At 73.2% G+C, this 15,825-nt stretch carries 17 protein-coding genes and 1 pseudogene; 15 read left to right on the top strand and 3 right to left on the bottom strand.

Features of this window, described 5'->3' with window-relative positions; all coding sequences use genetic code 11:
• Positions 1-87: 87 nt before the first annotated feature.
• From dop to F6X68_RS20730, 8 genes are all read left to right on the top strand, one after another.
• A complete protein-coding gene (dop, locus tag F6X68_RS20765) occupies positions 88-1,605 on the top strand; it encodes a depupylase/deamidase Dop (RefSeq protein ID WP_151455852.1) in 1,518 nt (505 codons plus the stop codon).
• A 104-nt stretch (positions 1,606-1,709) separates the two neighbouring features.
• Positions 1,710-1,925 (top strand): ubiquitin-like protein Pup, encoded by a 216-nt coding sequence (locus tag F6X68_RS20760; RefSeq protein ID WP_088993750.1) that lies wholly within the window; start codon positions 1,710-1,712, stop codon positions 1,923-1,925.
• Between the two features lie 21 nt (positions 1,926-1,946).
• Positions 1,947-2,633, top strand: coding sequence for an endonuclease VII domain-containing protein (locus tag F6X68_RS20755; RefSeq protein ID WP_151455851.1), 687 nt, complete (start codon positions 1,947-1,949; stop codon positions 2,631-2,633).
• A complete protein-coding gene (gene prcB, locus F6X68_RS20750) occupies positions 2,552-3,391 on the top strand; it encodes a proteasome subunit beta (protein ID WP_192581475.1) in 840 nt (279 codons plus the stop codon). The genes F6X68_RS20755 and prcB overlap by 82 nt, the downstream gene beginning before the upstream one ends.
• A 61-nt stretch (positions 3,392-3,452) precedes the next feature.
• Entirely contained in the window at positions 3,453-4,274 is an 822-nt protein-coding gene (prcA, locus tag F6X68_RS20745) for a proteasome subunit alpha (RefSeq protein ID WP_121398240.1), read from the top strand.
• A gap of 457 nt (positions 4,275-4,731) precedes the next feature.
• The gene (pafA, locus tag F6X68_RS20740; protein WP_151455849.1) at positions 4,732-6,090 is read left to right on the top strand and encodes a Pup--protein ligase; all 1,359 of its coding nucleotides are present in this window, start codon (positions 4,732-4,734) and stop codon (positions 6,088-6,090) included.
• A 70-nt stretch (positions 6,091-6,160) separates the two neighbouring features.
• Positions 6,161-6,346: a hypothetical protein gene (locus F6X68_RS20735; protein WP_151455848.1), complete on the top strand. Its 186-nt coding sequence runs from the start codon at positions 6,161-6,163 to the stop codon at positions 6,344-6,346.
• 245 nt (positions 6,347-6,591) lie between these two features.
• On the top strand, positions 6,592-7,140 hold the full coding sequence (locus tag F6X68_RS20730; RefSeq protein WP_151455847.1) for a carboxymuconolactone decarboxylase family protein: 549 nt from the start codon (positions 6,592-6,594) through the stop codon (positions 7,138-7,140).
• Positions 7,141-7,227: 87 nt separating this feature from the next.
• On the opposite strand, the gene F6X68_RS20725 is transcribed toward F6X68_RS20730, so the two are convergent.
• Both F6X68_RS20725 and F6X68_RS20720 read right to left on the bottom strand, forming a co-directional pair.
• Positions 7,228-8,313, bottom strand: a complete 1,086-nt coding sequence (locus tag F6X68_RS20725; RefSeq protein WP_151455846.1) for a DUF3866 family protein — start codon at positions 8,311-8,313, stop codon at positions 7,228-7,230.
• A gap of 63 nt (positions 8,314-8,376) precedes the next feature.
• Positions 8,377-9,333 carry a cation diffusion facilitator family transporter gene (locus F6X68_RS20720; RefSeq protein ID WP_151455845.1) on the bottom strand — a complete coding sequence of 319 codons (957 nt, stop codon included), beginning with the start codon at positions 9,331-9,333 and terminating at the stop codon, positions 8,377-8,379.
• Positions 9,334-9,459: 126 nt separating this feature from the next.
• Here F6X68_RS20720 and F6X68_RS20715 point away from each other — a divergent pair, with 126 nt between their 5' ends.
• From F6X68_RS20715 to F6X68_RS20685, 7 genes are all read left to right on the top strand, one after another.
• Complete coding sequence (locus F6X68_RS20715; protein ID WP_151455844.1) at positions 9,460-10,458, top strand: YafY family protein; 999 nt, start codon at positions 9,460-9,462, stop codon at positions 10,456-10,458.
• Positions 10,455-11,519 carry a YafY family protein gene (locus F6X68_RS20710; protein WP_151455843.1) on the top strand — a complete coding sequence of 355 codons (1,065 nt, stop codon included), beginning with the start codon at positions 10,455-10,457 and terminating at the stop codon, positions 11,517-11,519. Before F6X68_RS20715 ends, F6X68_RS20710 begins: the two co-directional genes overlap by 4 nt.
• Before the next feature lie 10 nt (positions 11,520-11,529).
• Complete coding sequence (locus F6X68_RS20705) at positions 11,530-11,778, top strand: DUF5320 domain-containing protein (RefSeq protein ID WP_151455842.1); 249 nt, start codon at positions 11,530-11,532, stop codon at positions 11,776-11,778.
• A 208-nt stretch (positions 11,779-11,986) separates the two neighbouring features.
• Complete coding sequence (gene tatA, locus F6X68_RS20700) at positions 11,987-12,313, top strand: Sec-independent protein translocase subunit TatA (RefSeq protein WP_121398247.1); 327 nt, start codon at positions 11,987-11,989, stop codon at positions 12,311-12,313.
• Between the two features lie 18 nt (positions 12,314-12,331).
• Positions 12,332-13,282 (top strand): twin-arginine translocase subunit TatC, encoded by a 951-nt coding sequence (gene tatC / locus F6X68_RS20695; RefSeq protein ID WP_151455841.1) that lies wholly within the window; start codon positions 12,332-12,334, stop codon positions 13,280-13,282.
• Positions 13,283-13,960: 678 nt separating this feature from the next.
• Positions 13,961-14,566 carry a response regulator transcription factor gene (locus tag F6X68_RS20690; protein ID WP_225852331.1) on the top strand — a complete coding sequence of 202 codons (606 nt, stop codon included), beginning with the start codon at positions 13,961-13,963 and terminating at the stop codon, positions 14,564-14,566.
• Positions 14,567-14,757: 191 nt separating this feature from the next.
• On the top strand, positions 14,758-15,336 hold the full coding sequence (locus F6X68_RS20685) for a response regulator transcription factor (RefSeq protein ID WP_151455839.1): 579 nt from the start codon (positions 14,758-14,760) through the stop codon (positions 15,334-15,336).
• 25 nt (positions 15,337-15,361) lie between these two features.
• Here F6X68_RS20685 and F6X68_RS20680 read toward each other — a convergent pair.
• A pseudogene (locus F6X68_RS20680) lies at positions 15,362-15,825 on the bottom strand (ABC transporter ATP-binding protein); the annotation flags it as partial.

Below are 15,825 nucleotides of genomic sequence, written 5' to 3'. Positions count from 1 at the left end.
CCGGTCCGCCGCGCCCCCATCCGCCGCGCGGCCGACTACGCTCGACGTGACGGGGGACCGGGTCGGGCGAGCGAAGCGGGTAGGTCGATGAGCGTAAGACGGATCATGGGCACCGAGGTCGAGTACGGCATCTCCGTTCCCGGCCAGGCCGGGGCCAACCCCATGGTCACCTCCTCCCAGGTGGTCAACGCCTACGGGGCGCGCCCGGAACTCAACCGGGGCGGCCGCGCCCGCTGGGACTACGAGGAGGAGTCGCCGCTGCGGGACGCGCGCGGCTTCACCTACTCCGGTGCCGCGTACGACCCGGCCGAGGCGCTCGCCGACGAGGACCTCGGGCTGGCCAACGTGATACTCACCAACGGCGCGCGGCTCTACGTCGACCACGCCCACCCGGAGTACTCCACACCAGAGGTGACCAACCCGCTGGACGTGGTGCGCTGGGACAAGGCGGGGGAGCGGGTGATGGCCGAGGCGGCCCGGCGCGCCGCCACGATTCCCGGCACCCAGCCGATCCACCTCTACAAGAACAACACCGACAACAAGGGCGCCAGCTACGGCTCGCACGAGAACTACCTGATGCGCCGGCAGACGCCGTTCGCCGACATCGTCGCGTACCTGACGCCGTTCTTCGTGACCCGGCAGATCGTCTGCGGCGCCGGCCGGGTCGGCATCGGCCAGGACGGCGGGCAGAGCGGCTTCCAGATCTCCCAGCGTGCGGACTTCTTCGAGGTCGAGGTCGGCCTGGAGACCACCCTCAAGCGGCCGATCATCAACACCCGCGACGAGCCGCACGCCGACGCCGACAAGTACCGCCGGCTGCACGTCATCATCGGCGACGCGAACCTGTCGGAGATCTCCACCTACCTGAAGGTCGGCACCACGGCGCTGATCCTCACGATGATCGAGGAGAAGGCGCTCGGCCCCGACCTCGGCATCGCCGACCCGGTCAGCGAGCTGCGCGCGGTCAGCCACGACCCGTCCCTGACGCACCGGATGCGGCTGCGCGACGGGCGGCGGCTGACCGCCCTGGACCTCCAGTGGGCCTACTACGAGCGGGTCCGGTCCTTCGTGGACGACCGCTACGGCACCGATGCCGACGAGCAGACCCTCGACGTGCTCGCCCGCTGGGAGCGCGTGCTGGACAGGCTGGGCCGCGACGTCATGCTCTGCGCCGACGAGCTGGACTGGGTGGCCAAGCTGCGGCTGCTGGAGGGCTACCGGGAGCGCGAGCAGCTCGGCTGGGGCTCGCACAAGCTGCAACTGGTCGACCTCCAGTACTCCGACGTCCGCCCGGAGAAGGGCCTCTACCACCGGCTGGTCTCCCGGGGCGCGATGAAGACGCTGCTCGACGACGAGCAGACGCGTACGGCGATGACCGAACCGCCGGAGGACACCCGGGCCTACTTCCGCGGCCGCTGCCTGGCCCAGTACGCCTCCGAGGTCGTTGCGGCCAGCTGGGACTCGGTCATCTTCGACGTCGGCCGGGAGTCGCTGGTGCGGGTGCCGATGATGGAGCCGGAGCGCGGCACCCGCAAGCACGTGGGGGCGCTCTTCGACCGCTGTGCGAGCGCCAAGGATCTGCTGGAGACCCTCACCGGCGGCTGACCGGGTCGACGATTGCCCGTCGGGTGCCGAACGCGGCGCGCGGCGGGCTTTTCGTCGCCTCCGCGAGGTAAGTTGATCGCAGGGCGATCGTGGAGGAGGCAGCAATGGCCACTCGTGACAGCGGCGGGCAGTCGCAGTCGGGCAAGTCGCGTCAGGGCGAGGAGATCGAGGACGTCACCACCGAGGCGAACCCGGAAGTGGCGGAGCGGCACGCCGAGATCACCGAGGACGTCGACGACCTGCTCGACGAGATCGACTCGGTCCTCGAGGAGAACGCCGAAGAATTCGTGCGCGGCTATGTCCAAAAAGGGGGTGAATAGGGTCTAACCGGCATTTCGGACATGCCTCGACAGTGGGATGACCGGAACGGCGAGCGTCTCTGCCGCGACTGCGGCGTGTGGAAGCCCTTAGCGGACTTCTGCGCCAACAGCAGGAGACCAGACGGTCGTGGCAGCTACTGCAAACCTTGCTTCAACGCGCGTTCGAAGGCCAGCTACGCGAAGCGCGTCCGGGAACGGGATGGGCGTGAGGTGCGTCAGCTACCGGCGGTGCCGGAAGGGTACCGCCGGTGTCCGGCGTGCGATGCGGTCAAGGTGCTGGCGGACTTTCCCCGTAACCGATCCGGGCGGGACGGCCACGGCCGATACTGCAAGCCCTGCCACAACGAGAAGGGCAGGGAGTCGCGGACGCGGCTCCACGGCGGCAGTCGCGAGTACCACCTGCGGCGGCGCTACGGCATCGGCGAGAAGGAGTTCCAGGAGCTCCTGGCCGAGCAGGGCGGGGTGTGCGCGATCTGTGGCACACCGGATCCCCAACATCTCGACCACGATCATCGCACCGGGTGGGTGCGCGGGATATTGTGCTTCAACTGCAACGGTGGCCTTGGCCAGTTCCGTGACGATCGGTCGCGGCTGGCCGGGGCGATCACATATCTGAGAGGAACCACGTGGCAGCGGGTTTTGATCCATCCGGGCGTCTACCAGATGTGTTCACCAACGCGGGGACGTCCTCCTTCACCTCGTTCCTGAGCAAGGTGGCCCCCGAGATGTTGCCCGGCCGCCGGCCGCTGCCGCCGGGTATGGCCGCCGACATGGCGCCGCACGCGACCACCATCGTGGCCATCTCGGCCGCCGGCGGTGTCGTGATGGCCGGCGACCGGCGGGCCACCATGGGCAACCTGATCGCCCAGCGCGACATCGAGAAGGTCCACCCGGCCGACGCGTACTCCCTGGTCGGCATCGCCGGCACGGCGGGGATCGGCATCGAGCTGATGCGACTGTTCCAGGTGGAGCTGGAGCACTACGAGAAGATCGAGGGCGCGATGCTCTCGCTCGACGGCAAGGCCAACCGGCTCGCCTCCATGATCCGTGGCAACCTGGGCGCCGCGATGCAGGGTCTCGCGGTGATCCCGCTCTTCGCCGGCTACGACCTGGCCGCGAAGGACCCGGCGCGGGCCGGCCGCATCTTCAGCTTCGACGTCACCGGCGGCCCCTACGAGGAGACCGGCTACGACGCGATCGGCTCCGGCTCGCTCTTCGCCCGGTCGGCGCTGAAGAAGCGCTTCCAGCCGGGACTCTCCATCGACGAGGCGGTCCGGCTCGCGGTCGAGGCGCTCTACGACGCGGCCGACGACGACACCGCGACCGGCGGCCCGGACCTGATCCGGCGGATCTACCCGGTGGTGATGACGGCGACGGCGGAGGGCACCCACCGGCTCACCGACGAGGAGATGTCGGCGATCGCCGAGAGCGTGGTCTCCGGCCGGATGGAGAACCCGGGCGGTTGATCCGCTCCCGCCCGTACCAGTCAGCAGCCGTCAGCACAGCGCCCTAAGGAGAACCGCCGCCGTGGCCATGCAGTTCTACGCCTCGCCCGAGCAGATCATGCGCGACCGCTCCGAGCTGGCCCGCAAGGGCATCGCCCGGGGCCGCAGCGCGGTGGTCCTGAGCTACGAGGGCGGGGTGCTCTTCGTCGCCGAGAACCTCTCCAGCGCCCTGCACAAGGTCAGTGAGATCTACGACCGGATCGGCTTCGCCGCCGTCGGCCGCTACAACGAGTTCGAGAACCTGCGCCGCGCCGGCGTGCGGATGGCCGACCTGAACGGCCTCAGCTACGACCGGCGTGACGTCACCGGCCGGGCCCTGGCGAATGCCTTCGCGCAGACCCTGGGTGCCATCTTCACCGAGCAGTCGAAGCCGTTCGAGGTGGAGATCTGCGTGGCCGAGGTCGGCACCACCGCCGAGGACGACGAGCTCTACCGGCTTACCTACGACGGATCCGTCAACGACGAGCCGGGCCGGATGGCGATGGGCGGGCAGGCCGAGGCGATCACCGGCGTGCTGAAGTCCCACCACCGTCCGGACATGTCGCTGGGCGAGGCGGTGAAGGTCGCGATGCAGGCGCTGAGCAGCGTCGGGGGAGAGGGCGGCGCCGCCCGGACCATCGCCGCCAACCAGTTGGAGGTGGCGGTCCTGGACCGTCGCCGGGTGGGGCGGACGTTCCGCCGGATCACCGGGGCCGCGTTGACCGCGCTGCTCGACGGCGACAAGGCCGAGGAGCCGGTGTCGGCCCGCCCGGAGACGCCGACCTCGCCGACCGAGGAGGCGAAGAAGCCCACCACGTCCGCCGGCTCGGCGGACCTGGAGGGCCGGGACACCCCCGAGGCGTAGCGGGGCACGTCCCGGGTGGCCGGTCGGGCGTGGACACGCCCGACCGGCCACCCGGTGTGGCGCGCGGGTCGAGCGCGGCCCGCGCGCCGTCGTGCAACCCCACCGCGCCCGCCGCCCGCTGTTCCCGGCCGTCTCACGGGTCGCCCGCCGTTCCCGCGCGTTCAAGGGTCACCCCGCGCCGTGCCGGCCGGCTCAGGGGCCCTCCGACGCCGCCGTCCGGGACCCGCCCGCCCGTCGCGGCTCCGCAGCCCGGAGCGTCCAACCGGGACGCCCGGGCGGAAGGGCGGAGGCAGCGACGCACCGCACCCCGCCGGCGGCGTACGGACGAGCGGCCGTGGCCGCCGTGCGCCCGCCGGGACCGGCGCTGGGGTGCCCGGGGTCGACCGTCACCGATCCCGTGTGAGACCGGCACGGTGTGCGCTGCCCATCTGGGGCCTCGGGCGGCTAATGTCTCATCATGGAGCGGCGAATCTTCGGCCTCGAGACCGAGTACGGCGTCACCTGCACCTATCGCGGGCAGCGGCGGCTGTCCCCTGACGAGGTCGCCCGGTACCTCTTCCGCCGGGTGGTGTCGTGGGGCCGGTCGAGCAACGTTTTCCTGCGCAACGGCGCCCGGCTCTACCTGGACGTCGGCTCGCACCCGGAGTACGCCACCCCGGAGTGCGACTCGGTGGTGGACCTGGTCGCGCACGACCGGGCCGGCGAGCGGATCCTGGAGGGTCTGCTCGTCGACGCGGAGAAGCGGCTGCACGACGAGGGCATCGCGGGCGAGATCTACCTGTTCAAGAACAACACCGACTCGGCCGGCAACTCGTACGGCTGCCACGAGAACTACCTGGTGTCGCGGCACGGGGAGTTCGGCCGGCTGGCCGACGTGCTGATCCCGTTCCTGGTCACCCGGCAGTTGATCTGCGGGGCGGGCAAGGTGCTGCAGACGCCGCGTGGGGCGGTCTACTGCCTCTCGCAGCGGGCCGAGCACATCTGGGAGGGCGTCTCGTCGGCGACGACCCGGAGCCGGCCGATCATCAACACCCGCGACGAGCCGCACGCGGACGCGGAGCGCTACCGGCGGCTGCACGTCATCGTCGGCGACTCGAACATGAACGAGGTCACCACGCTGCTGAAGGTCGGCACCGCCGACATCGTGCTGCGGATGATCGAGGCCGGGGTGGTGATGCGTGACCTGACGCTGGAGAACCCGATCCGGGCGATCCGCGAGGTGTCGCACGACATCACCGGCCGCCGCAAGGTCCGGCTCTCCTCCGGCAAGGAGGTCAGCGCGCTGGAGATCCAGCAGGAATACCTGGCCAAGGCGACCGAGTTCGTGGAGCGGCGCGGCGGCGACCAGACCGCCAAGCGGGTGGTGGAGCTGTGGGGCCGGGTGCTCAGCGCGGTGGAGACCGGCGACCTGGAACCGGTGTCGCGGGAGATCGACTGGGTGACCAAGCTGCGGTTGATCGAGCGCTACCAGCGCAAGCACGACCTGCCGCTGTCGCACCCGCGGGTGGCCCAGATGGATCTGGCCTACCACGACCTGCGCCGGGGCCGTGGCCTCTACGGGCTGCTGGAGCGGCGCGGCGAGGTGGACCGGGTGGCGACCGATCCGGAGATCTTCGAGGCCAAGGAGACCCCGCCGCAGACGACCCGGGCCCGGCTGCGCGGGGAGTTCATCCGGCACGCCCAGGAGAAGCGGCGCGACTTCACCGTCGACTGGGTGCACCTCAAGCTCAATGACCAGGCGCAGCGCACGGTGCTCTGCAAGGACCCGTTCCGGGCGTACGACGAGCGGGTGGAACGGCTGATCGCCAGCATGTGACGGCGGCGGGCCGGCCCGGTGCGGTGGCGATCACCGTCCGGGCCGGCCGGGCCGGTAGGCTGACCGCGCCATGACGACTTCCGAACCCCCCGAGCGCGGCCAGCAGCGACAGAACTGGGCCGAGCGCCGCCGCGAGAAGATCCGCGCCGAGATCGAGCGCAACCGGCGCGGCGAGTACACGGTGCCCACCTGGGTGCTGGCGCTCGCGCTGGTGCTGATCGTGGGCGCCTGGCTCGCCCTCATCTTCCTGGTCTGACCCGGCCGGCGGCGCGGACGGGCGCCATGGGCCGGGTCGGCTTTCACGCTGGACGCCGAACCAGGTCTCCCCGGCGGCCGCGAAGTGGGGCGCCAGGCCGCCGGTCCGACACGGCATCCCGGCCGGGGCGACGCCGCATTCTGGAAGTTGTGCCGCTCCCGGCTGAGCTGGAACCGTCGTGCCCGTTCGGCATTGTCGGTGACGGGCCACGCGCGCTGCGTGGTCGCGGCAGGGAGGGTGACCGTATGGCACACATCGACCTCGGCCTCGACGAGCGGGAGCATCCGGGCATCAACGGCCCGCTGCGGTTCCGTCCCGAGACGGCCAAGCCGCTCGGCGAGCTGGCGGAGGCGCTGCTGCGCGCCCCGCACCCCACGCTGACGGCGGGGGAGCGGGAGCTGATCGCGGCGTACGTGTCGGGGCTCAACGACTGCAACTTCTGCTGTGCCTCGCACTCGGCGTTCGCGGCGGCGCAGCTGCCCTTGGGCATGCGGCTGGTGGAGCAGGTCCGTGCCGATCCGGCGGCCGCCGAGGTCAGCGAGAAGCTGCGGGCGTTGCTGGACATCGCCGGTGCCGTGCAGCGCAGTGGCCGGGAGGTGACGGCGGACCTGGTCAAGGTCGCCCGGGGCGCTGGCGCGACGGATCTGGAGATCCACGACACGGTCCTGATCGCGGCGGCGTTCTGCATGTTCAACCGGTACGTGGACGGGCTGGGCACGCTGGCCCCGGAGGACCCGGCGGTGTACGAGATGGCCGCCGAGCGCATCGTGCGGTACGGCTACGGGGCGAGCTGACCGATCACCACCGGGTCCCGGCACCTGCCGCTCGGGGGCGGGCGACCGCCGCACCCGCAGGCACCGGGGCCCGGTGGTGGCCGCGGGTCAGGACAGCAGGCGCGCGGCGTGCCGGCCGGCCGCGGCGGCGGCCAGGAAGTAGGCGTGGTCGGCGTCGAGGCCGCGACCCATGGTGGACAGCGTCACCGGGGTGTCCCGCAGCGCGGCGTCCAGCCCGTCGGTCGGGACCCGGACGACGGTGTGCCGCGCCGTGAGGGGCGCCAGCGCCGCGTCGACCTCGCCGGCCAGCGCCGGGGCCAGTCCGTCGGGCACGACCAGTTCGGCGGGGGCGAGGGCCACCCGGCCGTACGCGGTCAGGCTGTGGTGCGACACGCCCCGGTGGCGGGGCCGGGGGTCGGCGTCGGAGATCCGCAGCGACCCGATCGGCCGCCCGCCCAGCGTGGCGACGGCGTTGACGGCCTCCCCGACGGCCACCCCGGAGAAGCCCCACCTGGTGCCGGTGCCCAGGTTGCCCGGTCCCTGGGCGACGATCGCCACGTCGGCGCGCAGCACGTGCCGGGCGGCCAGCAAGCCGCTGTGCACGGTGCTCGCCTCCAGGTCCCCGCCGAACGCCTGGCCGACGGTGACCGTGCCGACGAGGTGGTCGCCCAGCGCGGCGAGGGTGCGGGAGAACCAGGCCGGCAGCGCCCCGCCGTCGGTCAGCAGGTACGCGACCCGGGCGGCGGGGGCGTCGGCGTGGATGCCGGCCAGGACGGCCGGCAGCGCGGAGTGCAGGTCGGCGGTGACGACGGGCAGGCCGGCCAGGTCGTCGGCGGCCTCCATGACCTCCCGGTGCGGGGACGCCTCCTCGTCGACACCGAGCAGGATCGGCTGCAGCGGGGTGTAGCGGGCCTTGACGAGGTGGCCGGCGTCGCGGCTGTTGAGGGCCTGCGGCGGGTCCGGGGGCAGCCGGTCGGGCAGCGCCACGACCAGGGCGTATCCGCCGGTGCCGAGGCCCATCAGCAGCGCGCCGGCGTTGAGCAGCACCCGGTCGCCGGGCTCGGGCCGCCCGACGAGCGCGGGGTAGGCCAGGGCGCGTACGGTGCCGCCGTCGGGCAGCTCGACGTCCAGTTCCACCGCCCCGGTCCACTGCCGCCGCAGCGCCGTCACCGTTCCCGACCGCCATCGCACCATGCCCGGCACGCTAGCGTCGCCACCCGCAGCGGGCGCGCCCGGGGCGGTGCCGCCGGTCGGCGGTCAGCCGCCGGGGCCGTCGGGTTCCGGGGCGTCGCCGGTGCGGGTGGGGTCGAGGAAGACGTACCGGATCTGTGGGTAACGGGCGGTGAGCCGCCGCTCGGCCTGGTCGGCGGCGTCCTCGATGGTGGCGCCGCTCGCGTCGTCGTCGAAGTCCACCTTCGCGGCGACCAGGACGTCGCTCGGGCCGAGCTGCATCGTCAGCAGCGTGTCGATGCGCCGCACGGCGGGCAGGCCGGCCAGTTCCTCGGTGATCTCGCCGCGCAGTCGTTCCGGTACGGAGCGGCCGACCAGCAGCGAGATGTTGCTGTGCGCCAGGACGGCGGCCACCACGAGCAGCAGCACGCCGATCAGGATGGAGGCGGCGCCGTCCCAGAACTCGTCGCCGGTGAGCTGGGACAGGGCCACCCCGGCGGCGGCCAGCACCAGCCCGATCAGAGCGGCGCTGTCCTCCAGGAACACCGCCTTCAGGGGGGTGTCGGAGGTCAGGTGCAGGAACCGGCGCGGCGAGGTGCGCCAGCGCCGGGACTCGGCGCGGACCTGGTGCACGGCGCGGGCCAGCGAGACCGACTCGATGGCGAACGACACCGCCAGCACTATGTAGGTGACCAGGTACTCGCCGCTGTGCTTGTGCACCAGGATGGTGGTGACGCCGTGGGTGATCGCGAATCCGGCGCCGGCGACGAACGTGAACAGCGCCGCGAGGAACGCCCAGACGTAGCTCTCCTTGCCGTACCCGAAAGGGTGCCGGGCGTCGGCGGGCCGCGCCCCGCGGCGCAACGCGAGGTACAGCAGCACCTCGGTGGTGGTGTCGGCGACGGAGTGCACGGCCTCGGAGAGCATCGCCGCCGACCCGGAGATCACCCCGGCGATGAGCTTGGCCACCGCGATGGCGAGGTTGGCGGCCCCCGCCACCACGACGGTGGCGACGCTCTCGGTCCTGACCTCCGGCTGGGCCACCACGTCACTGTAGGGTCGTCGGTGGCCGGCCGCCCGGCGACCGGTGAACCGGCCGGGCGCGACGCGGGGCACGTCCTGCCCGCGTGGGTGCACGGGCGCGGCGGGTGGGCTGCTAGCGTCTACCGCGTGTCGCGGACCCGCACCGAACGCCTGGTCAACCTGGTTATCTGCCTGCTGTCCACGCGGCGGTTCCTGACCGCCGCGCAGATCGCCGCGACCGTGCCCGGCTACGAGCACGATCCGGACGACGCGCGTGACCACGAGGCCTTCCAGCGCAAGTTCGAGCGGGACAAGGCCGAGCTGCGCGAGCTGGGCGTGCCGCTGGAGACCGGGACGGCGAGCGTCTTCGATGCGGAGCCCGGCTACCGGATCGCCCACCGGGAGTACGCGCTGCCCGACATCCCGCTCGAACCGGACGAGGCCGCCGCGGTCGGCATCGCCGCCCGGCTGTGGCAGCACGCGGGCCTGGCCGCCGCCGCCTCCTCCGGGCTGGCGAAGCTGCGCGCCGCCGGCGTCGACGTGGACCCGCAGGCCACGCTGGGCCTGGAGCCGATGGTCACGGTGGACCCGGCGTTCGCGCCGCTCACCGCCGCGGCCCGGGACCGGCGCGAGGTCAGCTTCGACTACCGGGTGCCTGACCGCGACGACTCGACCCGCCGCCGCCTCCAGCCGTGGGGCGTGGTCTGCTGGCGGGGCCGCTGGTACGTGGTCGGGCACGACCTCGACCGCGAAGCGACCCGCTGCTTCCGGCTGTCCCGGGTGGTCGGCACGGTCCGGGCGACCGGCGCTCCCGGAGGCTACGAGCCACCGGCCGGGGTCGACCTGATCAGCCACGTGGCCCGCTGGTCGGGGCCGGCGGAGCGCACCGGGCGGGCCACCGTGCTGGTCGCCGCCGGCCGCGCCGCCGGGCTGCGCCGCTGGGCTGTCGACGTCACCGCCTGCCCGGAGGGCGACCGGCTCGTCCTGCCCTACGCCGACGCGGACGTCCTCGCGGGCCAGCTCGTCGGCTACGGCCCGGACGTGCGGGTGCTCGATCCGCCGGAGGTGCGCGACGCGGTGATCCAACGGCTCAAGGAGATCGCCGCCCGGCACGACGACCTCGCGGTCGCCGGGGGTGTCCGGTGACCCGGCCGGCCGCCCGGGGCGGCTCCCGCGCGTCGGCCGATCGGCTGGCCCGGCTGCTGAACCTGGTGCCCTACCTGCTGGCCCGGCCCGGCATCGAGCTCGCCGAGGCGGCCGGGGACCTGGGCGTCACCGAGCGGCAGCTGCGCGAGGACCTGGAGCTGCTGTGGGTGTGCGGGTTGCCCGGTTACGGCCCCGGTGACCTGATCGACATGGCCTTCGACGGCGACCGGGTGACGATCACCTACGACGCCGGCATCGACCGGCCCCTGCGGCTCACCCCGGACGAGGCCCTCGCGTTGGTGGTGGCGCTGCGGATGCTCGCCGAGACGCCCGGGGTGACCAACCGGGAGGCCGTCGAGCGGGCCCTCGCGAAGATCGAGAATGCTGCCGGTGACCTGGTGGCGGCACCGGTCGAGGTCCGGCTGCCCGCCGACACCCGGCGGGTGGCGGAGCTGCGGACGGCCGTCGAGAGCGGCCGGGCGCTGCGCATCACCTACTACACGGCCGCGCGGGACGAGACCACCGACCGCGTCGTCGACCCGCTGCGGATGCTGATGGTCGGCGGGCGGGCCTACGTGGAGGCGTGGTGCCGCCGGGCGGAGGCGGTGCGGCTGTTCCGGGCCGACCGCATCGACGCCGTCGCCGAGTTGGAGGAGCGGGCGGTGGTGCCGCCGCAGGCCCGCCCGCACGACCTCACGGAGGGCGTGTTCCGCCCGTCGCCGGATCTGCCGCTGATCACCCTGCGGATCGGTCGGGGCGAGCGGTGGCTGACCGAGTACTACCCGTGCGAGCGGGTCGAGGCCGGCGGCGGCGACCAGTGGCTGGTGTCGCTGCGGGTCACCGACCTGGGCTGGGCCCGCCGGTTCGTGCTGGGCCTGGGCCCGGACGTGGCGGTGGTCGCCCCGGTCGAGCTGGCCGAGCAGGTACGGGCCGCGGCGGTCGCCGCCCTCGACGCGTACGCGTTGCCGGTGCCGGCCGCGCCACCCGTGCCCGTCGGCGGGCCGGACCCGGCGCGGGCGGTCTCCCCGGCCGACCCGGCGGTCACCGCGGGCACGCAGTAGGCTGACCGCCGTGGTGAAGTGGATCGTGCTCGCGGTGGTGCTGTTCGCGCTCGTCGTGTTCGCCCTGGCCCTGCGGCCGGTGCTGGCGCGGCTGCCCCGGCTGCGTCGCGCGGCCGTTGCCCTGCAACGCCGGGCGACCGAGGCGGAGTCGCTGCGGGAGACCGCCGAGACCCTCCAGGCACGGGCAGAGGCTCTCCAGGAGCAGCTCGACACCACCCAGCGGCGGCTGGCCGTGATCAAGGCGAAACGCGGCGGCTGATCGATCGGTGCCCGGTTCCTGCGCGTACCGCTCCGGTTCACGCAGGAACGATCCTGCGGCAGATGGTTGACGGGACGTCCCGCGTTGGTCAAGACTTCACCGGCCGGGACGAACCACCACCACCCGGCGGGGTGGCAGCGGCCGTTGACGGACGTACGATGGGCTGCGGTACACCCCTCACGACGACACAGAGCGACTGGAGCTTCCCATGGGTGCCCTCAAGCCGTGGCACATCGCCGTACTCGTGGTCGTGCTGATCCTGCTCTTCGGCGCGAAGCGGCTCCCTGACGCGGCCCGTTCGCTGGGCCGTTCGCTGCGGATCATCAAGGCCGAGACCAAGAGCCTGCACGACGACGACCGGGACCTCGCCGAGAAGGCCGACGCGCAGTCCGGCTACCAGCCGCTCCCGCCGCAGACCGTCCAGGGTCAGCCGTACGCGCCGCCGCCCGCCGGGCAGCAGCCGCACGTCGCCCCGCAGCAGCAGCCGTACGCACCCCCGGTCAACGACCCGGTGCAGCGCGTCCGCGACAACTGACCGAAGGGCCCGAGACCCGTGGCCTTCGCCCTCAAGAAGCGCGGTCCGAGCAACTTCGAGCGGGCCGCCGACGGCTCGATGACGCTCATCGAGCACATCCGCGAGCTGCGCAACCGGCTGTTCCGCGCCTCACTGGCTATCGCGTTCGGCCTGATCATCGGCTTCCTGCTCGCCCAGCCGGCGTTCGACCTGCTCAAGCAGCCGTACTGCCGGCTTCCCGGCATGATCGTCGACGGTGAGTGCCAGAACTTCCTGCAGCTCGCACCGACCGACGGCTTCGTCCTCAAGCTGAAGCTGGCGCTCTGGATCGGGTTGATCATCGGAGCGCCGGTCTGGCTCTACCAGCTCTGGGCGTTCATCGCGCCGGGCCTGCACCGGCACGAGCGCAAGTGGGCGTACGTCTTCGTGGCGATCGCGGCGCCCCTGTTCGCCGCTGGTGCGGTGCTGGCCTTCTTCGTGGTGGACAAGGGCCTGGCCTTCCTGCTGGAGGCCGGCGTCACCGGCACCGACTCGCAGCTTGAGGTGACCCGGTACATCTCGTTCGTCACCAACATGATCCTGCTCTTCGGGGTCGCGTTCGAGTTCCCCCTCACCCTGCTGATGCTCAACTTCACCGGGGTGGTGAGCGCCCGGAGGCTGCTCAGCTGGTGGCGGGCCGTGGTCTTCATCTGCTTCGCGTTCGCGGCGATCGCCACCCCCGACCCCGGGCCGTTCGGCATGACCCTGCTGGCGCTCTGCCTGTCGCTGCTCTACTTCGTCGCCGTCGGGGTGGCGTTCCTCAACGACAAGCGCAGGGGACGTGGCAAGGAGGTCTACGCGGGCGTCGGCGACGACGAGGTGTCGCCGCTGGAGTTCGACCCCGAGCCGGTGGAGGCCGGGCAGCGGGTGGACGCCAGCGCGCCGATCACGGCCCCCGAGCCGGTCGCCGCGCCGGCGCCGATCGAGCGCCGCTACGACGACATGACCTGACCGGCCGGTCGTCCCCGACGACGAACGGACACAAGCCCTCCTTCACGGGGGGCTTGTGTCCGTTGCCGCCCCGGTGCGTACGGCACCACGGGCGGGCTCTCTAACGCACGGCGCGTCAGCCGTCAGCACCCAGTCGGCAATCCGTCACGAGGCATCCACGAGCTGCAATCGGGTAAGCAGATCTTTACGATGTGTCGACGTGTCCGACGAGGGAGGTCGCTGTCCAGTGCGTCGCCCGACGTTTGGTCGTCCACCCGTCCCCGGGCCGGAGGCCGCCTCCCCGCTGCGGCGGCCGAGGGTGCCCGTCGCCCGGCTCGTCGTGCGGCGGGGAGCCGCCGTCCCGGCCGCCACGCACGGCCGCGCCCCGGCGCCGCCCGGGCACCACGCCGTCCCGGCCCTTCCGGCGGGAGCCGACGGCGGGCCGCCTCCCGCGCCGTCCGCCCCGGGTGACCGGTCCCCCGGGGTGAGTGCCCGTCCCGGCTGAGTCCCGGCGGGCCCGCCCGCGCGCTCGTCCGGTCCCTCCGGCCGTTCCGCGCCGCGTCGGGCCACCCGGATGCCCCTGACCGTCGGTCGTCGTTGTCGCGCTTGATGATCCAGTCGTTCCGTCCGGCCGGCCTGCGTAGTCCCGTCAACGGGACCGCCCGCCGCCCCCGCACCCCCCAAGATCGGAGCTACCCGTTGATCCGCGTCGTCGTTGTCGAGGAGATGGGCCTGCTACGCACCGCGCTGTGCGCGGCACTGTCGAGCGAGGAGGAAATCGAGGTCGTCGCCGAGGTGACCGGGGTGGCGGAGCTGCCCGCCCTGGTGCGCCGGCTCCGGCCGGACGTGGTGCTGGTGGACCTGGCGCCGGACGCCCCGCATCCGGTCGAGGTCGTCGCCGAGATCACCGGGGCGATGCCCGACACCGCCGTGCTGGCCATGGGCCGCCGGTGGAGCCAGCGGATCGTCGGGGACCTGCTGGCCGCTGGCGTACGGGGCCTGGTGGGCAAGGACGCGTCCCTGGAGGCGCTCGTCGACGCCGTCCGGGAGCTCGCCGCCGGGGGGAAGGTCATCGACGCCGCCGCCGCCGTGACGGCGCTGCGCCCCGCGTCGAGCCCGCTGACGCGCCGGGAGGTGGAGGTGCTGCGGGTGGCTGCGGAGGGCCTGCCGCTGAAGGAGATCGCCCGCCGGCTCTACCTGGCGCACGGGACCGTACGCAACCACCTGTCGGCGATCATGCGCAAGACCGGTGCCCGCAACCGGATGGAGGCGGTGTGGCGCGCCCGCCGCGACGGCTGGATGTAGCGGGCCGGCCCCGCCCGCCCGGGCCGGGGCGGGCCAGCGCCGTCCCGCCCCTCGTCCGGCCTGGACGGTGGCGGGTCGCCCGCCGGATACGGCCTGGACGGTGGCGGGTCGCCCGCCGAGCGGAATCTGGCGGGACGTGTTTGAATTCTGACGGTCCGTGATCTGTCTGACGACGCTCCGGAGGGTCAACGGTGATCCGTACCCTGCTCGCTCTCGACGGCGCCCTGGTCCGTGGCGCCCTGTCGCTCGTGCTCGCCGCCGAGGCGGACATCAGCGTGGTGGCGGAACTGGACCGGGGCGACGCCCTGCCACCGGCGGTCCGGACGCAGCGTCCCGACGTGGCGGTCGTGGACCTCGACCTCATCGGCGACACGGGCGTGGCGGGGCACTGCCCGTTGCTGGTGCTCGCCGACCGTCGCCGGGCGCGCAGCCTGCACCGGGTCTTCGTGCCGGGGCGCACCGTCGGGATCCTCGGCGCCGACGTCTCCCCGCACCGGGTGCTGGACGGCATCCGGCGGCTGGCCCGCCGCGAGTCGGTGGTCGACGCCGACCTGGTGATGGCGGCACTGAGCCGGGACAGCCCGCTCACCTCGCGGGAGACGGAGATCCTCGACCTGACCGCAGCCGGGGCGCCGGTCGTGGAGGTCGCCCGGGCGCTCGGGCTCGCCCCGGGAACCGTGCGCAACCACCTCGGCCGGATCGCCCGCAAGGCGGGCGCGCGCACGAGGGTGGAGGCGGTGCGGGTCGCCCGCGAGGCCGGCTGGATCTGACGACGGGCGGCCGGCCCCGGGACCGTCAGGCCCGGCCGAGCGGCACGCGGTCCGGCGGCGTCACGTCCTCCCAGTGCCCGACCAGCTCGCGGTAGGTGGTCGAGCGGATCAGCAGGTCGTCGTGGCTGCCGACGAGCGGCCGGTCGCCGTCGAACACCAGCACCCGCCGGGCCCGGGTCGCCGAGCTGATCCGGTGCGCGATGACCACCAGGGTGCCGCCCCGGCGGGCGAAGGCGTGCTCGACGGTCGCCTCCAGGGTCGGGTCCAGGTGACACGTCGCCTCGTCGAGGATCACCAGCGGTGCCGGGGCGAGGTAGGCCCGGACCGCCGCGACGAGCTGACGCTCCCCGGCGGAGAGGGCGGCGGGTTCCTGTTCACCGCCGGGGCGGCGCTGCTCGGCCTGCTCGCCCTGGCCCCGCCGCTGGCCGGTGCGGTGGCGGCCCCGCTGGTGGTGGGGCTGGCCGTGTTCGGGGCGTCGCTGCCGGCCAT

Source organism: Micromonospora sp. AMSO12t, from assembly GCF_008806585.1.
Classification (GTDB): domain Bacteria; phylum Actinomycetota; class Actinomycetes; order Mycobacteriales; family Micromonosporaceae; genus Micromonospora; species Micromonospora reichwaldensis.
This window is presented reverse-complemented; position numbering and strand designations above follow the sequence as displayed.

Coding starts and splice junctions, on each gene's coding strand:
- dop (WP_151455852.1), top strand. CDS start 88: ATGAGCGTAAGACGGATCATGGGCACCGAGGTCGAGTACGGCATCTCC.
- F6X68_RS20760 (WP_088993750.1), top strand. CDS start 1,710: ATGGCCACTCGTGACAGCGGCGGGCAGTCGCAGTCGGGCAAGTCGCGT.
- F6X68_RS20755 (WP_151455851.1), top strand. CDS start 1,947: ATGCCTCGACAGTGGGATGACCGGAACGGCGAGCGTCTCTGCCGCGAC.
- pafA (WP_151455849.1), top strand. CDS start 4,732: ATGGAGCGGCGAATCTTCGGCCTCGAGACCGAGTACGGCGTCACCTGC.
- F6X68_RS20735 (WP_151455848.1), top strand. CDS start 6,161: ATGACGACTTCCGAACCCCCCGAGCGCGGCCAGCAGCGACAGAACTGG.
- F6X68_RS20730 (WP_151455847.1), top strand. CDS start 6,592: ATGGCACACATCGACCTCGGCCTCGACGAGCGGGAGCATCCGGGCATC.
- F6X68_RS20725 (WP_151455846.1), bottom strand. CDS start 8,313: ATGGTGCGATGGCGGTCGGGAACGGTGACGGCGCTGCGGCGGCAGTGG.
- tatA (WP_121398247.1), top strand. CDS start 11,987: ATGGGTGCCCTCAAGCCGTGGCACATCGCCGTACTCGTGGTCGTGCTG.